The organism is Shewanella oncorhynchi, from assembly GCF_012584455.1.
Taxonomy (GTDB): Bacteria; Pseudomonadota; Gammaproteobacteria; order Enterobacterales; family Shewanellaceae; genus Shewanella; species Shewanella oncorhynchi.
The window spans coordinates 331,227-346,836 of the sequence record NZ_JABAEB010000005.1 but is presented as its reverse complement, the minus strand read 5'-3'; the positions used below and the strand labels follow the sequence as shown (position 1 = coordinate 346,836).

16 protein-coding genes are annotated in these 15,610 nt (G+C 45.1%); 1 reads left to right on the top strand and 15 read right to left on the bottom strand.

Features of this window, described 5'->3' with window-relative positions:
• Position 1: 1 nt before the first annotated feature.
• The 15 genes from bfr (HGO26_RS10225) to HGO26_RS10155 all read right to left on the bottom strand — a co-directional run bounded on the left by bfr (HGO26_RS10225) (position 2) and on the right by HGO26_RS10155 (position 14,209).
• Complete coding sequence (bfr, locus tag HGO26_RS10225) at positions 2-469, bottom strand: bacterioferritin (protein WP_011918791.1); 468 nt, start codon at positions 467-469, stop codon at positions 2-4.
• 9 nt (positions 470-478) lie between these two features.
• A complete protein-coding gene (bfr, locus tag HGO26_RS10220) occupies positions 479-952 on the bottom strand; it encodes a bacterioferritin (protein WP_006080475.1) in 474 nt (157 codons plus the stop codon).
• Between the two features lie 253 nt (positions 953-1,205).
• Entirely contained in the window at positions 1,206-1,430 is a 225-nt protein-coding gene (nqrM, locus tag HGO26_RS10215) for a (Na+)-NQR maturation NqrM (protein WP_105250019.1), read from the bottom strand.
• A gap of 15 nt (positions 1,431-1,445) precedes the next feature.
• Positions 1,446-2,492, bottom strand: coding sequence for an FAD:protein FMN transferase (locus HGO26_RS10210; RefSeq protein ID WP_105250020.1), 1,047 nt, complete (start codon positions 2,490-2,492; stop codon positions 1,446-1,448).
• 98 nt (positions 2,493-2,590) lie between these two features.
• Positions 2,591-3,847, bottom strand: coding sequence for an NADH:ubiquinone reductase (Na(+)-transporting) subunit F (nqrF, locus tag HGO26_RS10205; RefSeq protein ID WP_028761565.1), 1,257 nt, complete (start codon positions 3,845-3,847; stop codon positions 2,591-2,593).
• Between the two features lie 46 nt (positions 3,848-3,893).
• Positions 3,894-4,502, bottom strand: a complete 609-nt coding sequence (gene nqrE, locus HGO26_RS10200) for an NADH:ubiquinone reductase (Na(+)-transporting) subunit E (protein WP_006080469.1) — start codon at positions 4,500-4,502, stop codon at positions 3,894-3,896.
• 5 nt (positions 4,503-4,507) lie between these two features.
• A complete protein-coding gene (locus tag HGO26_RS10195) occupies positions 4,508-5,140 on the bottom strand; it encodes an NADH:ubiquinone reductase (Na(+)-transporting) subunit D (protein ID WP_006080467.1) in 633 nt (210 codons plus the stop codon).
• Positions 5,140-5,928 carry a Na(+)-translocating NADH-quinone reductase subunit C gene (locus HGO26_RS10190; protein ID WP_028761566.1) on the bottom strand — a complete coding sequence of 263 codons (789 nt, stop codon included), beginning with the start codon at positions 5,926-5,928 and terminating at the stop codon, positions 5,140-5,142. The genes HGO26_RS10195 and HGO26_RS10190 overlap by 1 nt, the downstream gene beginning before the upstream one ends.
• On the bottom strand, positions 5,921-7,120 hold the full coding sequence (locus tag HGO26_RS10185; RefSeq protein WP_105250021.1) for an NADH:ubiquinone reductase (Na(+)-transporting) subunit B: 1,200 nt from the start codon (positions 7,118-7,120) through the stop codon (positions 5,921-5,923). The genes HGO26_RS10190 and HGO26_RS10185 overlap by 8 nt, the downstream gene beginning before the upstream one ends.
• Positions 7,120-8,454 (bottom strand): Na(+)-translocating NADH-quinone reductase subunit A, encoded by a 1,335-nt coding sequence (locus tag HGO26_RS10180; protein ID WP_028761568.1) that lies wholly within the window; start codon positions 8,452-8,454, stop codon positions 7,120-7,122. The genes HGO26_RS10185 and HGO26_RS10180 overlap by 1 nt, the downstream gene beginning before the upstream one ends.
• Positions 8,455-8,855: 401 nt before the next feature.
• Complete coding sequence (locus HGO26_RS10175) at positions 8,856-10,910, bottom strand: TonB-dependent receptor domain-containing protein (protein ID WP_168824963.1); 2,055 nt, start codon at positions 10,908-10,910, stop codon at positions 8,856-8,858.
• A gap of 164 nt (positions 10,911-11,074) precedes the next feature.
• Positions 11,075-11,584, bottom strand: coding sequence for an S-ribosylhomocysteine lyase (gene luxS, locus HGO26_RS10170; protein ID WP_028761570.1), 510 nt, complete (start codon positions 11,582-11,584; stop codon positions 11,075-11,077).
• Positions 11,585-11,749: 165 nt separating this feature from the next.
• On the bottom strand, positions 11,750-12,868 hold the full coding sequence (locus tag HGO26_RS10165; protein ID WP_113939872.1) for a TRAP transporter substrate-binding protein: 1,119 nt from the start codon (positions 12,866-12,868) through the stop codon (positions 11,750-11,752).
• Positions 12,869-13,121: 253 nt separating this feature from the next.
• A complete protein-coding gene (locus tag HGO26_RS10160; RefSeq protein ID WP_028761572.1) occupies positions 13,122-13,442 on the bottom strand; it encodes a BolA family protein in 321 nt (106 codons plus the stop codon).
• Between the two features lie 152 nt (positions 13,443-13,594).
• A complete protein-coding gene (locus HGO26_RS10155; RefSeq protein ID WP_168824961.1) occupies positions 13,595-14,209 on the bottom strand; it encodes an alpha-ketoglutarate-dependent dioxygenase AlkB family protein in 615 nt (204 codons plus the stop codon).
• Positions 14,210-14,292: 83 nt separating this feature from the next.
• On the opposite strand from HGO26_RS10155, the gene HGO26_RS10150 reads away from it, so the two are divergent.
• Positions 14,293-15,429, top strand: a complete 1,137-nt coding sequence (locus HGO26_RS10150; protein ID WP_168825082.1) for a methyltransferase — start codon at positions 14,293-14,295, stop codon at positions 15,427-15,429.
• Positions 15,430-15,610: the final 181 nt, after the last annotated feature.

The window sequence follows — 15,610 nt, the reverse complement described above, 5'->3', positions numbered from 1 at the left end:
CTCACATCTTAGTTTGCAGGTAGTTTTGCAATCCAACACGGTCAATAAGCCCAAGTTGTTTTTCGAGCCAATACATATGGTCAGACTCTGTATCGTCGAGTAATACTTCGAGAATTTCGCGGGTCTGGTAATCTTGCTTCTGCTCACACAGTGCAATCACTTTGCGCAAATCGTCCGCGACCTTGTATTCATAGGCAAGATCATTACGTAGCATCTCTTCTACATCTTTACCTATGTTCAATGCCTCACGGGCGGCAACATTGGGTGTACCTTCGAGGAATAAAATGCGCTGCACTAATTTGGCTGCATGGGCTTTCTCATCATCTGACTCATGGGCGATACGCTCATAGAGTTCATTCAGGCCCCAATCTTCGTACATATGGGCATGGACAAAATACTGATCCATTGCCGAGAGTTCTCCCGTTAGGAGTCGATTTAACGCATCGATAACGTCTTTATCGCCTTTCATATCTTGCTCCTATTGGTCGCTAATTTGCGATTGTAGATAATTTTGAATACCGGTTAGCGTAATGAGCTCTTGCTGCGACTCGAGCCAATCTAAGTGCTCTTCTTCGTCTTCGAGAATATCTTCCAGCAGATCGCGGCTCACATAGTCCTGTTCGGCTTCACACAAGCTGATCGCATCACGCAGCAATGTAAGCTGCTCTTGCACCATGGCCAGATCGCAGTCGAGCATCTCTTGGCTATGTTCACCAATGCGAAGTTTTTCGAGTTGTTGCAGATTAGGCAGACCTTCCAAAAACAGCACTCGCTCGATGAGCTTATCGGCGTGCTTCATATCTTGGATGGATTTTTTGTATTCGACGTGGTTTAACTTCTCTAAGCCCCAATGTTTAAACATGCGGGCATGGAGGAAATATTGATTGATGGCGGTCAACTCACAGGTAAGCACCCGATTCAGTTGCCCAACCACTTTAGGATGACCTTTCATAAGTTACTATCCTTGGTAAGCGTGAAAAGATTGATCTAAATCAAGCTTCTAGCCTAGTACAATTTATCGACCAACTCAAATTATCTTTATATTTCACCCACTTAATGATGAAAAGCATTCTCATTCCTGCTTAGATTAACTTGCTATCCCACTCTAATCCCAAGGATAAATCTCAAATGATTAACTCGTGTAAGAAAATACGAGGCAAAAAAATAGCCCCCTAAATCGGAGGCTATGATCGAATCAAGACTATTTAGATAATGCGGTCTTTCGTTAACTTCTCACGACGCGCTTCTTCAGCGGCCATACGACGTTTACGTTTGTCACAAGGGTCATCACAATCACACGCTTTTTCAATTCCTAGAACACCTAAACCGCCACAACTTCCTTCAACGGCTTTGCGCTTGATGAGATAACCAATCGACATGAGCAAAAAGAAGACTAACAAGATCACAAATGCCGCGATAAAAGAGGTCATGGTTTACTCCAAAAACTAAATAAGGAAAGGCTTGAAGGCGTCGCTGTAATAAACCTTAAATCCGTCGCCTTGCTTTTCGATTAGCATTATCGCCAAGTGTTCCTTCTTGGCAAGCTCCAATGATGCTTCTGTGCCCAAAACCATCATGGCCGTCGCAAAACCGTCGGCCGTCATACAATTTTGATGCAATACAGTCACGGATGCTAACTTATGATTTATCGGCAAACCAGTACGCGGATCGATTATATGCGTAAAACGTTGGCCATCTTCTTCATAATAATTACGATAGTCACCAGAGGTCGCCATCGCCATAGTACCAGGTGCGATAACCTGTTGTACGGCTTCAGAGCCATCATTGGTCGGTTGCTCTATAGCAACACGCCAAGAGCTTCCATCACCTTTGGCACCTTTGATACTCAGTTCGCCACCGATTTCAACTAAATACCCTGTCGCGTGGTATTTATCAAGAATGGAAGCGATCTTATCAACCCCAAATCCCTTCGCGATTGATGATAAATCTACATATAAATGGGTGTTGTGCTTACTTAGACGGTTGCCTTCAATGGAAAGTTCACTAATCCCTGTTTTGGCTTTAGCCGCATCAATATCAGCCTGTGTCGGAACTTTCGTCGGACGCTTATCAGGTCCAAACCCCCACAGATTAACTAAAGGACCTAAGGTAATATCAAGTGCCTTATCCGTCACTTGATATAAACGTATTCCCTCTTGCACCACTTTTATGGTATCCGGTGAGACTTCAACGCTTTGCTCCAATGGCAATTGGTTGAAACGGGATAATTCTGAATTAGGCCGATACGTCGACATCTGGTCATTGACTAGCTCAAGGGCTAAATCAATCTCCGCTTGAAGTAACTGTGCCGTCGGCATCTGCTCATTCGGGACGACTTTAATGTGATAAGTCGTGCCCATAGTGCTGCCGGCCAACGAAATGACTTCGTTTTGCTTTGAACAGGCTGAAACAAAAAAGGCCAGTCCCACGAGGACTAGCCAGTTAAATGAATACTTTAACGCTGAGGTATTGATCTTTAAGGTCTGAAACATAGTGACCTACTACTCTTATTTGGGCCCTTAAATGCAAAAGTTGCAGATGAAAGGTTAACCTCAACATCTGCAACTTTTCTATCTAGGACTAATGAACATTAGCCGCCGAAGTCATCCAACAGGATGTTTTCGTCTTCGACACCAAGATTTTTCAACATACCAATTACGGCAGCGTTCATCATTGGAGGTCCACACATGTAGAACTCACAATCTTCTGGAGCATCATGGTTTTTCAGATAGTTTTCATACAATACGTTATGAATAAAACCTGTGTAACCATCCCAGTTGTCCTCTGGTTGAGGATCTGAAAGTGCCACATGCCATACGAAGTTATCATTCTCAGCCGCTAGGCCGTCGAAATCTTCTACGTAGAACATTTCACGCTTAGAACGTGCACCGTACCAGAAGCTCATCTTACGTTTAGACTGAAGACGCTTCAGTTGGTCGAAGATATGTGAACGCATTGGCGCCATACCCGCACCACCGCCGATAAACACCATTTCTGCATCGGTATCTTTCGCGAAGAATTCACCGAATGGGCCAGAAATTGTCACTTTATCACCCGCTTTTAAGCTCCAAATGTAAGATGACATCTTACCGCAAGGCAGAGTCAAGTTACGTGGTGGAGGCGTAGCAATACGCACGTTCAGCATAATAATGCCGAACTCTTCTGGGTAGTTAGCCATTGAGTATGCACGGATAGTTTCTTCATCAACCTTAGATTCAAGATTGAAGAAACCGAAGTGTTCCCAGTCGCCACGGTATTGTGCAGGTACATCAAAATCTGCATATTTAATATGATGAGCTGGTGCTTCGATTTGAATATACCCGCCAGCACGGAATGGTACAGACTCGCCATCAGGAATTTGTAGCTTCAGTTCTTTAATGAAAGTGGCTTTGTTATCGTTAGAGATAACTTCACATTCCCATTTCTTGATACCGAAGATTTCTTCGTCAAGCTCGATTTCCATATCGTTCTTAACGTTAACCTGACAAGAAAGACGACAACCTTTACGGGCATCACCTTTGCTGATGTGGTCAAGTTCCGTTGGCAGAATATCGCCGCCGCCAGACTTAATCACCACGCGACATTGGCCACATGAGCCACCGCCACCACACGCACTCGATACGAAGATACCACTGTTAGCCAAAACGCCTAACAACTTACCGCCCGCACCGGTTGTAATCGCTTTTTCAGGATCGTCATTAATGCCGATCGTGATGTCACCACTAGCCACTAACTTAGACTTAGCGAATAAAATCACTAATACCAAGATGAGGACGATAGCAGTAAACATACTCACACCGAGGTAAACCTCGAGCGGAGTAGATTTAAAAATACCAAGAATATCCATTAACTTATCCTTAGAAGGTCCAATTCAAGAAGCCGTTATGTGTCTCTTACAGAGACACACCTGAAAACGACATGAAACCTAAGGCCATCAAACCAGCGGTGATAAAGGTAATCCCTAAACCACGTAGGCCGTTAGGCACGTCGGCATACTTCAGCTTCTCACGGATACCGGCCATCAATACGATAGCTAATGCCCAACCCACTCCTGAGCCGAAACCAAACACCACACTCTCACCCAGCTTGTAGTCACGCTCAACCATGAATGATACCGCACCGAAAATCGCGCAGTTCACTGTGATCAAAGGTAAGAAAATACCTAATGCGTTGTACAAAGGTGGAAAGTACTTGTCCAGTGCCATTTCCAGAATTTGAACCAAAGCCGCAATCACACCGATAAAGGTAATGAATTTCAAGAAGCTTAAGTCAGCTTCAGGTGCGCCAGCCCAAGCAAGTGCACCAGGAGCTAGCAGCCCTTGATAGATAACTTGGTTTGCTGGGACAGAGATAGTTAACACTACAACTACCGCAATCCCTAGGCCCATGGCTGTAGTGACTTTCTTAGACACAGCCAAGAAAGTACACATACCTAGGAAGAAGGCCAGTGCCATGTTTTCAATGAAAACAGAGCGAATTAACAGGCTAATATAATGTTCCATCGCACTTACCCTTTTGCTTCAACTTGCTCTGGCTTATAGGTACGAATAATCCAAATCAAAACACCGATCAGGAAGAACGCACTCGGAGGCAGTAGTAGCAGACCGTTTGGTTGGTACCAGCCGCCATCAGAGATCTTGTGCAGGATTTCAACACCGAACAGAGAACCGTTACCAAACAGTTCACGTACGAAGCCAACAGCTAACAGAATCGCACCGTAACCTAAACCGTTACCTATACCATCCATAAAGCTCATCATTGGCGGTGTTTTCATCGCGTAGGCTTCGGCACGACCCATTACGATACAGTTCGTAATAATCAGACCGACGAATACCGACAGCTGCTTAGAGATCTGATAAGCATAAGCCTGCAGCAATTGGTCAACCACGATTACCAAAGAGGCAATAATGGTCATCTGTACGATAATACGCACACTGCTGGGAATATGATTACGGATCATTGAGATAAACAGGTTCGAGAACGCAGTTACCGCAGTTAACGCCAACGCCATTACCAGTGCAGTTTCGAGCTTGCTCGTTACCGCTAATGCACTACATACACCAAGTACTTGTAAAGCAATCGGGTTGTTGTTGACTATAGGTCCGGTCAGAACCTGTTTCAGTTCTTTAGCGTCAGACATTAGTTGAGACCTCCATTGCGTGCTTTTTCAATGAAACTCGCAAAACCTTCTTTACCCAACCAGAATGTCAGTGAATGTTGTACACCGTTACTCGTTAAGGTTGCGCCAGATAATGCATCTACACCGTACTCAGTGCTAGCAACAGTTGGGTTTTTCGTTACGCTGATAGCGAGTTTACCTTGCTCATCAAATAACTTTTTGCCATGCCATTTCGCTTTCCACTGAGCATTTTGCACTTCGCCACCTAAGCCCGGCGTTTCGCCGTGCTCGTAGTAGACTAAGCTTTGCACTGTGTTTAGGTCAGCATCCATAGCAAGGAAGGCATACATAGTAGACCATAGGCCATAACCATGGATTGGCAGAATGACACTGGTTAATTTACCTTGGCCATCACGAACAAGATAAACCACAGCCTTATCAGCAACACGTTTCACTGAAGCGATGTCATTCTCAGGTACAAATGAGGTTTTCACATCACGAGACGCTTTACGTTGATCATAAGTGTCAGCATCAACACCCTCAACCCAAGCACCCGTTTTCAAATCGACCAGTTTAGCTTCGATGTGTTTGCCGTATGTATCCAGAATTTGCGCTTTGGTCACTTTGCCAGCTTTAGTATCGATAAGACCAGCGGCTTCCAGAATGTACTTTTGCTTATCAAGCAGTTTATTTTCTGCTTGAGTCGGTCTCAGTAACACTGCTGCAGTAGACACAAATATCGCACAAATTAGACACAGGCCAACGACGATAAATAAGGTTCTGCCGAACGAATCTTTATTACTAGCCACGGGCAATCCTCCGCTTGATATTTGCCTGAACCACGAAGTGGTCGAACAATGGCGCGAACAAGTTAGCAAACAAAATTGCCAACATCATGCCTTCAGGGAATGCAGGGTTAATCACGCGGATAAACACAGCCATTGCACCGATCAAGATACCGTATGCCCATTTAGCTTGGTTAGTAAATGACGCTGACACTGGGTCTGTCGCCATGAACATCATGCCAAACGCAAAACCACCTAACACTAAGTGCCAGTACCAAGGCATTGCAAACATTGGATTAGTGTCGCTACCGACAACGTTAAGCAGCGTAGAAATGGCAATCATGCCCACCATTACACCACCAACGATGCGCCATGAAGCGATACGCGTGTAGATGATGACCAAACCACCTAACAGAATCGCTAATGTAGACACTTCACCCACTGAACCAGGAATGAAACCGAAGAACGCATCCCACCAGTTTTGGTTAATTGCGTAATCTAAAGTGCCAGACGCCGCTTGGCTCAGTGCTGTTGCACCTGAGTAACCGTCAGCCACAACCCATGAGGTATCACCTGACATGTTCAACGGATAAGCGAAGAACAAGAAGGCACGACCCGCTAGTGCTGGGTTTAAGAAGTTACGCCCTGTACCACCGAACACTTCTTTCGCCACGACCACACCAAAGGTGATACCCAGCGCCACCATCCATAATGGGATAGTTGCTGGTAGCGTTAAAGCGAACAGGATAGAGGTAACGAAGAAACCTTCGTTGACTTCATGACCACGGATAGAGGCAAACAGCACTTCCCAGATACCACCGACGGCGAAGGTCACCGCGTAGATAGGTAGGAAGAAACAGGCGCCATACCACATCAGCGCAGGCCAGCCAGAATTTGCCGTCAGTTCGGTACCGAACATGCTGAACAAGCTCACTTGCCATACGTCAGGGGTAGCAAAACCAGCCACTAAAGCTAATTGAGCTTGTAAACCTACGTTGTACATACCCACGAACATCGCGGGGAAAGCACAAGCCCAAACCGTAATCATCATACGTTTTAGGTCGAGGTTATCGCGAACATGGGTTTTGCCCTTGTTCACTTTACCTGGGGTATAAAAAATCGTGTATGCCGCTTCGAATAGGGCATAAAACTTTTCGTATTTACCGCCTTTTTCAAAGTCGGGTTCAATACGTTCGAAAAAATCTTTCAAGCTCATTAGCCTTCCCTCTCGATCGTATCTAGACAGTCACGCAGATATGAACCGTAGTCATACTTGCCTGGACATACGAACGTACACAGTGCGAGATCTTCTTCATCTAACTCTAACGCGCCTAACGTAGCAGCACCGTCAAAGTCACCTGAAATCAAGTCACGCAACAACATAGTAGGAAGAATGTCCAATGGCATTACACGCTCATAGTTACCAATTGGCACCATAGCGCGGTCTGAACCACCTGTACTGGTCGTCATGCTGAACAGACGAGAAGGAGCAAGATGTCCTAAGAATGCACGAGTAATAGAATATTTGTCTGAGCCTGGTAATACCCAGCCTAAAAATTCTTTCTCTGTACCTTCTTCTAACAGACTTACTTGAACATGGTAACGACCTAAATACCCTTGTGGGCCAACGGCTGTACGACCATTCAGAACAGAGCCTGAAATCAGACGAACATTGCCATCTAAGGCTTCACCTGCGGTTAATTCAGTCATGCTCGCGCCCACAACAGTGCGTACGAGTCTTGGCTTAGCCGCTTTAGGGCCTGCGATCGCAATAACACGTTCGGTATTGAGTTCACCCGTCGTAAATAGCTGACCAATTGCTATTACATCTTGGTAACCAATATGCCAAACGGTACGTTTTGCAGAGGCAGACAATAAGAAGTGAATGTGAGTACCGACTAATCCTGCAGGGTGCACACCAGCAAATTCTTCAACTTGGGCGTTTGCGGCAGGAATATCAGCGCCAGGCGCTTTACAAAGGTAAACTTTACCGTCAGTAAGTCTTGCTAAGACCTTAAGACCATTAGCAAAATCTTCTTTATGCTCACGGATCACCACAACGGGATCAGCGGCAAGAGGTTGAGTATCTATTGCGGTTACAAAAATACCAGCAGCAGAAGAGTCTACAGCAGGAACTTTGCTAAAAGGACGAGTACGCAAAGCAGTCCATAAACCTGATTCAATCAGATTGTCACGGACTAACTGCGAGTCGAGCGTATCAAGTGCAGTGGCATCATATTTAGCAAAGGCAACGCTGTCGTTTCCTTCCACTTCAATGACAACAGACTGCAGAACACGCTGGGCGCCCCGGTTAATGTCTAATATAGTACCACTGGCTAAAGCCGTATATTTAACGCCTAAATTCTTCTTATCTTCAAAAAGAACTTGGCCTTTTTGTACTTTATCGCCCACTTTGATCTTCATCGTTGGACGTAAGCCAATATACTCTTCACCCAAAGTAGCTACATGTTTAATGGCTGGGCCATTATGGATAACTTGCTCTGGTCCGCCTGCTATAGGCAGTTCCAATCCTTTCTTAATTGTAATCATATCCACAAGCACTACGTTTGAAGGAAAGACAATGCGCCGCGTTCCTGCTAAATACTTAGGTTTTAAACAAAACCTACTGCATTGAGCTAGCGCAGATTTATCACAGAAATGCGATCGCAATCACGCTGGTCGCGCGCATTTTACCCCAATTGACTTGGCATCGCCACGAAAATTATAGGTGATTTCAAACCTAAAATACGGATTGAAAAGAATCATGCGCTACGGCGTTCACCTTCCGACCTAGTGACTGATCAGAAAGAGAGAATATTACGGCCACTGGGTACTATAGCATTAATAATTAAAGATTTAATTTAGCAAAAAGTCGAAACGTCCACTAAACGCAGCCGAAATCGATCTTATTTGTTTCAATTGATTTAAATTCAAACAAAATAAAACTCAATTTAAAAGCGCCATTGATAACCTAAATAGCTAATACGTCCATTTTCCGATCGAATTCCGCTATTTGATGCTGTCGTAACTAATGACTCATCTAAGAGATTTTCTACCCTAAAATAAATCTCATGGTGACGGTTAAAATGATAATTCGCCGCTAAATCTACCCGCCATTGTACTGCGATAGGCTGTAATTCAGCGCCAAATTGGCCCATTTCCCGCTCGGATTGATAAAAGACATTTGCATTCAATTCATATTCGGCATATTTCATTCCAGCACTAAAATGCAATTGCTGCTCAGGTAACCAAGCCACTCTATCACCAGCCACAACGCAACCTTGGATTTCGTTACAGCTATTGGTTTGATATTCCGAATTCGAATATTGATAATTTAAGACTAATGGTAACTGTACACTACCGATATCCCACTGGTAGCCAAGATTCAGCTCAACTCCTTTGGTCAGTACATCCACAACATTACCTTGAACCCACAAACGACTGTCGGCGCATTGCGTATACGCATCACAATTCACATGAAGATTTTCAAAATCTTGGACGTAGGTTTTGATATCAGCACTAAAATGCTCGCTGGCATATTGGGCGCTGACTTGATATTGCAGCGACACTTGCGCCTCTTGCTCAAGATTCCCCGCACTCGCGGCGGTCCATGAGCGGCGAATATCCGTACTAAAGCGCCAATCTCCAGCATCATATAAAACACCGAGTTGTGGCATCCAATCGCTGTCGGAGAAATCAGCCGCATCCAGTCCTACATAAGCTAAATCGACCTTGCGATTGACGCTCACTTGTTCATAGGCAAGCGCGAGCTTTATCTGTAATTCGTCCCAATTAAACAAAGAATCGATTGCCGAAGTAAATGCTGTTGCATCGTCGGTATAGGCTAATAATGCATTTTGTGCATCACTCACTAAACTCAAGTCCTGCTGCCATAGACTCAGTTGATCGCCAAGGCGCATCTCGGCTTTATCCGTATGATAACGGGCGCTATAGATAATTTGATGGGCACCATACTGATTCACTGATTCAGTTTGTGCCCCAAAGGAGCTGAAATCATTGTCTTGCTGTAAAGAAGCCAGTTCGACGCCATCGACTGTCGGCTGACGTTCAAATGCGGCCAACGCAGCAAGACTCTGGGCATCGAGCATTTGCCCATCAAATTGATTGAGTTGGTTTAATTGCTGCGAATAAGACTGGTAGTAAAAGTCTGTGGTGACCTTATGCCCACCATTGAGCGTAACTTGGTGAGACAGTTGGTACTTATGATGTCGCCCCTGATGTTTATCCGCCGCAGTGGCCGAATACAAACTCATAGGATCTTGTTGCCAATCGGCCTGTGTTAATCCAAGTTGAGAGCGATAGCTATCATCATCGAGAAACTGGTAAGTAAACTCAGTCACCTGTGGACTTCTGGCACCGAGTAAACTCGCAGCATTGATTTTAAATAAGATGTCTGTCGTTTGATGGTCTGTGTCTTGACCATTGAGCAAGTGATCGGCGCCGCTATTATCTGCATAATTAACCGCGAGTATCATGCCATACTCTTTTTGCTTAACTCCCCAATTCATATCGACACTGTAGTCTGAATCGGTATTGCCCTCGAGAGTCGCCTTACTATTCTCGGTCTGCTCAGCAACAGGTAAGGTTTGATAACTCACCACCCCAAACGCACCTTGCCCACCGACAGCCATATTTGCCATCGGGGTGGCAGTAACACTCTGCTGCTGCAGCAGATTAGGTAAGAGTTGTAATTGCGGTGCAGAATACGGCGCAGGGGAGAAATACACTCTATCTTGTAATACCGCAATACCTTGAGTCGCACTGCGCATGCTGATGCTCGCGGGATTTCCACTCAGATCCGCAGGCAAAACCGTCAAAGCCGTCAATTGACCTAATGCTAAACGATTAGACGTTGAATGAAATGTGTCATTGAGCTTGTTCAATTCAAGCATTTGACTGTGAAGATCATCGGCGAACGTTGTGCTAGAACAGGCAAGAAATACAGAAATTGCACAAAGTGATACAGTGAAGTAACGACTAGGCATACCAAGCTCCCAAAAACTTTGTTAGCGTACGGTGTTTTTGTTATTAACTTGTAAAATAGCTGAATTTGAATGAAAAAAAAAGCGACTCTCGTCGCTTTCTCTTATTAACTTCAGGAAACTGAATTTACTAACGAAGCACTCTCATACTATAAGAGTGCGAACAATTACAGGTTACCTAGAATTTCATCGCTTAATTTTAGATCGTCATTACGATTAACACTTACGCCTGCAGCAATAATATTACGGGCGATATCTTGTGCTTGCTCTAATGAATGCATCTCATACGTACCACATTGGTATTCGTTCAGCTCAGGGATTTCAGACTGCTCAACCACTTTAAGCACATCTTCCATCGCGGCTAACCACGCATCGGCCACTTGGCGCTCTGTGGGTTCACCAATCAAACTCATATAAAAACCGGTACGACATCCCATTGGCGAAATATCAATGATCTCAACATCGCTGCCATTTAAATGGTCACGCATAAAACCCGCGAATAAATGCTCTAGAGTATGAATACCACGCTCACTGAGGATCTCTTTATTCGGTGCGCAAAAACGTAAATCAAATACAGTAATGGCATCGCCCTTTGGCGTGCTCATATGCTTAGCGATACGAACCGCAGGGGCATTCATCCGAGTATGGTCGACGGTAAAGCTATCAAGTAATGGCATAGGGATCTCCAAATTCTCAGGGCGACATCAACGCCACTGTAACTGTCTATTTATGGCTTGCAAGCATAACACCAAATGAATTACGCCGATAACAAGATAATCTAAGATGAAATCATCTCATATAAATCAGATGCTAATGTGACAGTTTGCAGTAAAAAACATCATTTAGTGTTGACGCTGCTGACTGTAAGCATCCTCAGATATTTTATGGTACTGGCGCACGCCTTGCTCATACGCGTGATAGGCATCGTACACCTTTCGCATTAAGGGATCTTGATTCGCTTGATCTTCAATCACTTGTTTAGAGATTTTCTCAAGCTCCAACAAGACGTTCGGTGGAAACGCTTTAAGCTCCACACCTTCGTCCTTCACTAACGTTTCAAGGGCGGTCACGTTACGGGTCGTGTATTCATCGAGCATATCTTGGTTAATGGCTCTAGCAGCAACTCTGACTATGGCCTGTAAATCCTCAGGTAAACTCTCAAAGGCAGCGGTATTAATCAAGAATTCCATATTTGAACCTGGCTCATGCCAACCAGGGTAATAGTAGTACTTAGCCACTTTATGTAAACCGAAGGCAAGATCATTCACTGGCCCTACCCATTCTGCGGCATCAATCGCTCCCGTTTGCAGTGCACCATAAAGTTCACGCCCCGCCATATTTACAGGTACAGCACCAACGCGTTTCAACACTTCACCACCTAAGCCCGGCATGCGGACCTTCAATCCCTTAAAATCAGCAATAGTATTGATGGGTTTATTAAACCAGCCACCCATTTGCATCCCAGTATTGCCTCCCGCGAGGGGAATAATACCAAAGGGTTGATACACTTCAGTCCACAGCTCCATACCACCGCCATAGTGAAGCCAGCCATTTATTTCCTGCGCGGTCATACCAAAGGGGATCGATGAAAAAAACTGCGCTGCGGGCGCTTTTCCTCTCCAGTAGAAAGAAGCGGAGTGGGCCATTTGAATTTTACCCTGACTCACACCATCAAATACGGCAAAAGCGGGCATCAACTCACCCGCACCATAAACGCTAATCTTTAACCGACCGTTAGACATTTCATCGACTAAATGCGCAAAACGCTCAGGAGCCATGCCTAAACCGGGGAAGTTTTTCGGCCAAGAGGTTGCAAGACGCCATTCAATAGCAGGTAAAGCGTGGGGAACATCAGTTGCAGCATGGGAAGCGGCTACGCTTTGCGCATCACTGGAGACGGGGTTACAACCGCTCAGTCCCATCAGCAGCACTGAGATAAACAAACTCCCTAACTTACGCATTTTTAATACTCTCCCTGATGTCAAACGAGCACATGGATCCAACTAACATGGAAATGCACTCAGGATGGGTATCGACAATCACATCGCCCAACCTCTTAAAATAAAACATATTGTTAACACAGAAACTAAGGTAGGGAAACTAGAAACTAAGGTCGGCAAACTCAAAAATAGTCTTAAGTTGGCCTAAAACAAAAAGCCACTCTATGAAGAGTGGCCTTGAAATCTAAGCTAAACAATATTGCTGAACGATTAATTAACCGCGACAATTTGGCGTATTAGGTACTTGTGCATTCGCATCCCACTCATTTTGAGTGAAAGTATGAATAGACAAAGCATGCACGCCATTGGCTAACTCATGGGCTAAGTGAGTGTTGACCAATCGATGACGGGCTAATAAACGTAAGCCATCAAACTGCTCGCTCACCAGCACAACTTTAAAGTGGGTTTCTGAATTCGGTGGTACATGGTGACGATTACTTTCGTTAATCACTTCTAAATGGGTCGGCGAAAAGCATTCGGTTAATTTCTGCGAAATAGTGTTAGCCACAGTGCCCTGCACATGAGTATTGGACATATTCGAGTCTCAGAATGGGAAAATCCAGTTGCCGCAGAGTACTGCTTCAAATTGAAAAGATCAAATTCACGCTTTCAATTTGTTGATGCCCTACCACTTTATATCCAGCCATATTTCGCAGTGCTTCACCATAGGCAGTTAGCGGGAGGCAATTAACCATGGAAATTAACGATGAGTTGTCTAAAGGTATAGTTCCAACGCGGCTCTTTTACTTTCAACCGTTTAGGGAGGCTATGCAGCCAATCACTTTGCATGGGCCAATGCATGATCAGTAGATCGCCACTGTTCAAACTTATGCTGTACTTGGTTTGGCTGTGCTTATGCTTAAGCACAAAATCCCGCGTGGCGCCTAAGGTAATAGAAGCAATATGACTCCCCTGAGCAATTTCAGGTTCATCATCACTGTGGGCGCCCATACAATCTTTACCATCGGCGTAGCGATTCACTAATACCCCATTGCTCTCCAAACCATAATCCCGCGCTAACTTATCCCTCAACTTGTGAGCATATTTAGGCCAAGGTAAGGCGCGGATAAACAGTCCTGAATATAAATAGTCGCAGCCCAAATCGCCAAACCACACTTGCTGGCGAGGAATCGCGTGAAACTGACCAAAGACTTGGATTTCAGGGCGATTTAAGGGATAGGTCAGCGCTTCTTTCATTAGCGCCGCTTGCTGCTCAGCATTAAGATAACCCCGCACTAAGGTGATGGGCGGTTTAATTTGAGCCTCACCCTCTGTATCAAACCCTAACTTACCTTGCTGCATTGACGTCCTCCATGCGAGCCGTCGCACTGCGCCATGAAATCTGCGATAATCTGCGCCTTAAATTTATTGGCGCAGTGTGGCACATGACAACACAATTTTCAGTAGCGGGTGTTGAACTCGAACTCTTACGGTATCCAGCTCAGCAGGAATCTAATCTTCAAGCTTGGGATGCCGCCGATGAACACTTACTCAAAAGCATTATTGAGTCAGAGCAAGCCGCCGTGCCAACCGCCATTATCAACGACAGTTTCGGCGCCTTAAGCTGCGGTTTATCTAAATTGAATCCATGTTGGCCACTGCGTGTTGAAACCGATGCCAGAACCAGCTTTTTAGGCACAGAACAAAACCATGGCCGCAATCAGTTGCCTATGGATAATCTGCAATGGTTTACCAGCCGCGATACCTTGCCAGAAAACTTAGCCTTAGTATTGATGAAGTTGCCTAAGAACTTAAGCTACTTTGCCCACCAGCTAACGCGCTTGTCGCAAGTGTTACCCGCAGGCACTCGTGTATTAGTGGCCGCCAAATCCAAATCGATTAATGGCGCCTTACTCGACATCTTTGCTAAGCATTTAGGCCTCGCAAGCGCCAGTTTAGCGTGGAAAAATACGCGAGTGATCACCTGTGTCAGTGATGGCAAACCAAGACCATTAGCCAAAAAAGTGACTTGGGCCATACCCGAATATCAACTTGAGATCAGCAATTTAAGTAATGTGTTTGCCGCCAACAAACTCGATATTGGCGCACGTATCATGCTAGAGAATCTGCCCAAAGGGGATTTTAAGTCGATTGTCGATCTCGGCTGTGGCAATGGCGTGCTGGGGTTACGCACAGCCCAGTTATTCCCAGAGGCTGACATTCACTTTATCGACGATTCTGAAATGGCAGTCGCATCAGCCAAGGCAAACTGGGCACGCAACCAATTGCCCGCAGACAAAGGCCACTTCTATTGGGACGATTGCATGACGCATCTGCCCGATGATGTTCAACCGGATCTGGTGCTGTGTAATCCGCCGTTTCATCAAGGTGAAGCCATAACCGATCATATCGCTTGGCAGATGTTTTTAGATGCTCGCCGCCGCTTAAAAGAGGGGGGGCTCTTACATATCGTCGGCAACCGTCATCTGGCTTACCATGTAAAATTACAGCGCTTATTTAAGAACTGCACCACTATTGCCTCCAACGGTAAATTTGTGATCCTACAGGCACAGAAAAAATAACCTCATCGAAATTGACACGTTAAATGAGAGCCAGCAATGTCTGGCTCTTTTTATGCAGAGCAATGACATGTTGGAAAAATAGCAGTCGGAGATTTCCTAAAAATCAACAACAACTAGCCGAAAAATACACATACAAGTACACTTCTTGCCGACAAAGGTTTATGAGTTAAGCACTTAAACA

What these genes read in the sequence shown, in the direction of transcription:
- nqrM (WP_105250019.1), bottom strand. Translation starts at nt 1,430, where the DNA reads ATGACCTCTTTTATCGCGGCATTTGTGATCTTGTTAGTCTTCTTTTTG.
- HGO26_RS10150 (WP_168825082.1), top strand. Translation starts at nt 14,293, where the DNA reads ATGACAACACAATTTTCAGTAGCGGGTGTTGAACTCGAACTCTTACGG.
- HGO26_RS10210 (WP_105250020.1), bottom strand. Translation starts at nt 2,492, where the DNA reads ATGTTTCAGACCTTAAAGATCAATACCTCAGCGTTAAAGTATTCATTT.
- HGO26_RS10155 (WP_168824961.1), bottom strand. Translation starts at nt 14,209, where the DNA reads ATGCAGCAAGGTAAGTTAGGGTTTGATACAGAGGGTGAGGCTCAAATT.
- HGO26_RS10175 (WP_168824963.1), bottom strand. Translation starts at nt 10,910, where the DNA reads ATGCCTAGTCGTTACTTCACTGTATCACTTTGTGCAATTTCTGTATTT.
- bfr (WP_011918791.1), bottom strand. Translation starts at nt 469, where the DNA reads ATGAAAGGCGATAAAGACGTTATCGATGCGTTAAATCGACTCCTAACG.
- nqrE (WP_006080469.1), bottom strand. Translation starts at nt 4,502, where the DNA reads ATGGAACATTATATTAGCCTGTTAATTCGCTCTGTTTTCATTGAAAAC.
- HGO26_RS10180 (WP_028761568.1), bottom strand. Translation starts at nt 8,454, where the DNA reads ATGATTACAATTAAGAAAGGATTGGAACTGCCTATAGCAGGCGGACCA.
- bfr (WP_006080475.1), bottom strand. Translation starts at nt 952, where the DNA reads ATGAAAGGTCATCCTAAAGTGGTTGGGCAACTGAATCGGGTGCTTACC.
- HGO26_RS10185 (WP_105250021.1), bottom strand. Translation starts at nt 7,120, where the DNA reads ATGAGCTTGAAAGATTTTTTCGAACGTATTGAACCCGACTTTGAAAAA.
- HGO26_RS10160 (WP_028761572.1), bottom strand. Translation starts at nt 13,442, where the DNA reads ATGTCCAATACTCATGTGCAGGGCACTGTGGCTAACACTATTTCGCAG.
- HGO26_RS10165 (WP_113939872.1), bottom strand. Translation starts at nt 12,868, where the DNA reads ATGCGTAAGTTAGGGAGTTTGTTTATCTCAGTGCTGCTGATGGGACTG.
- nqrF (WP_028761565.1), bottom strand. Translation starts at nt 3,847, where the DNA reads ATGGATATTCTTGGTATTTTTAAATCTACTCCGCTCGAGGTTTACCTC.
- HGO26_RS10195 (WP_006080467.1), bottom strand. Translation starts at nt 5,140, where the DNA reads ATGTCTGACGCTAAAGAACTGAAACAGGTTCTGACCGGACCTATAGTC.
- luxS (WP_028761570.1), bottom strand. Translation starts at nt 11,584, where the DNA reads ATGCCATTACTTGATAGCTTTACCGTCGACCATACTCGGATGAATGCC.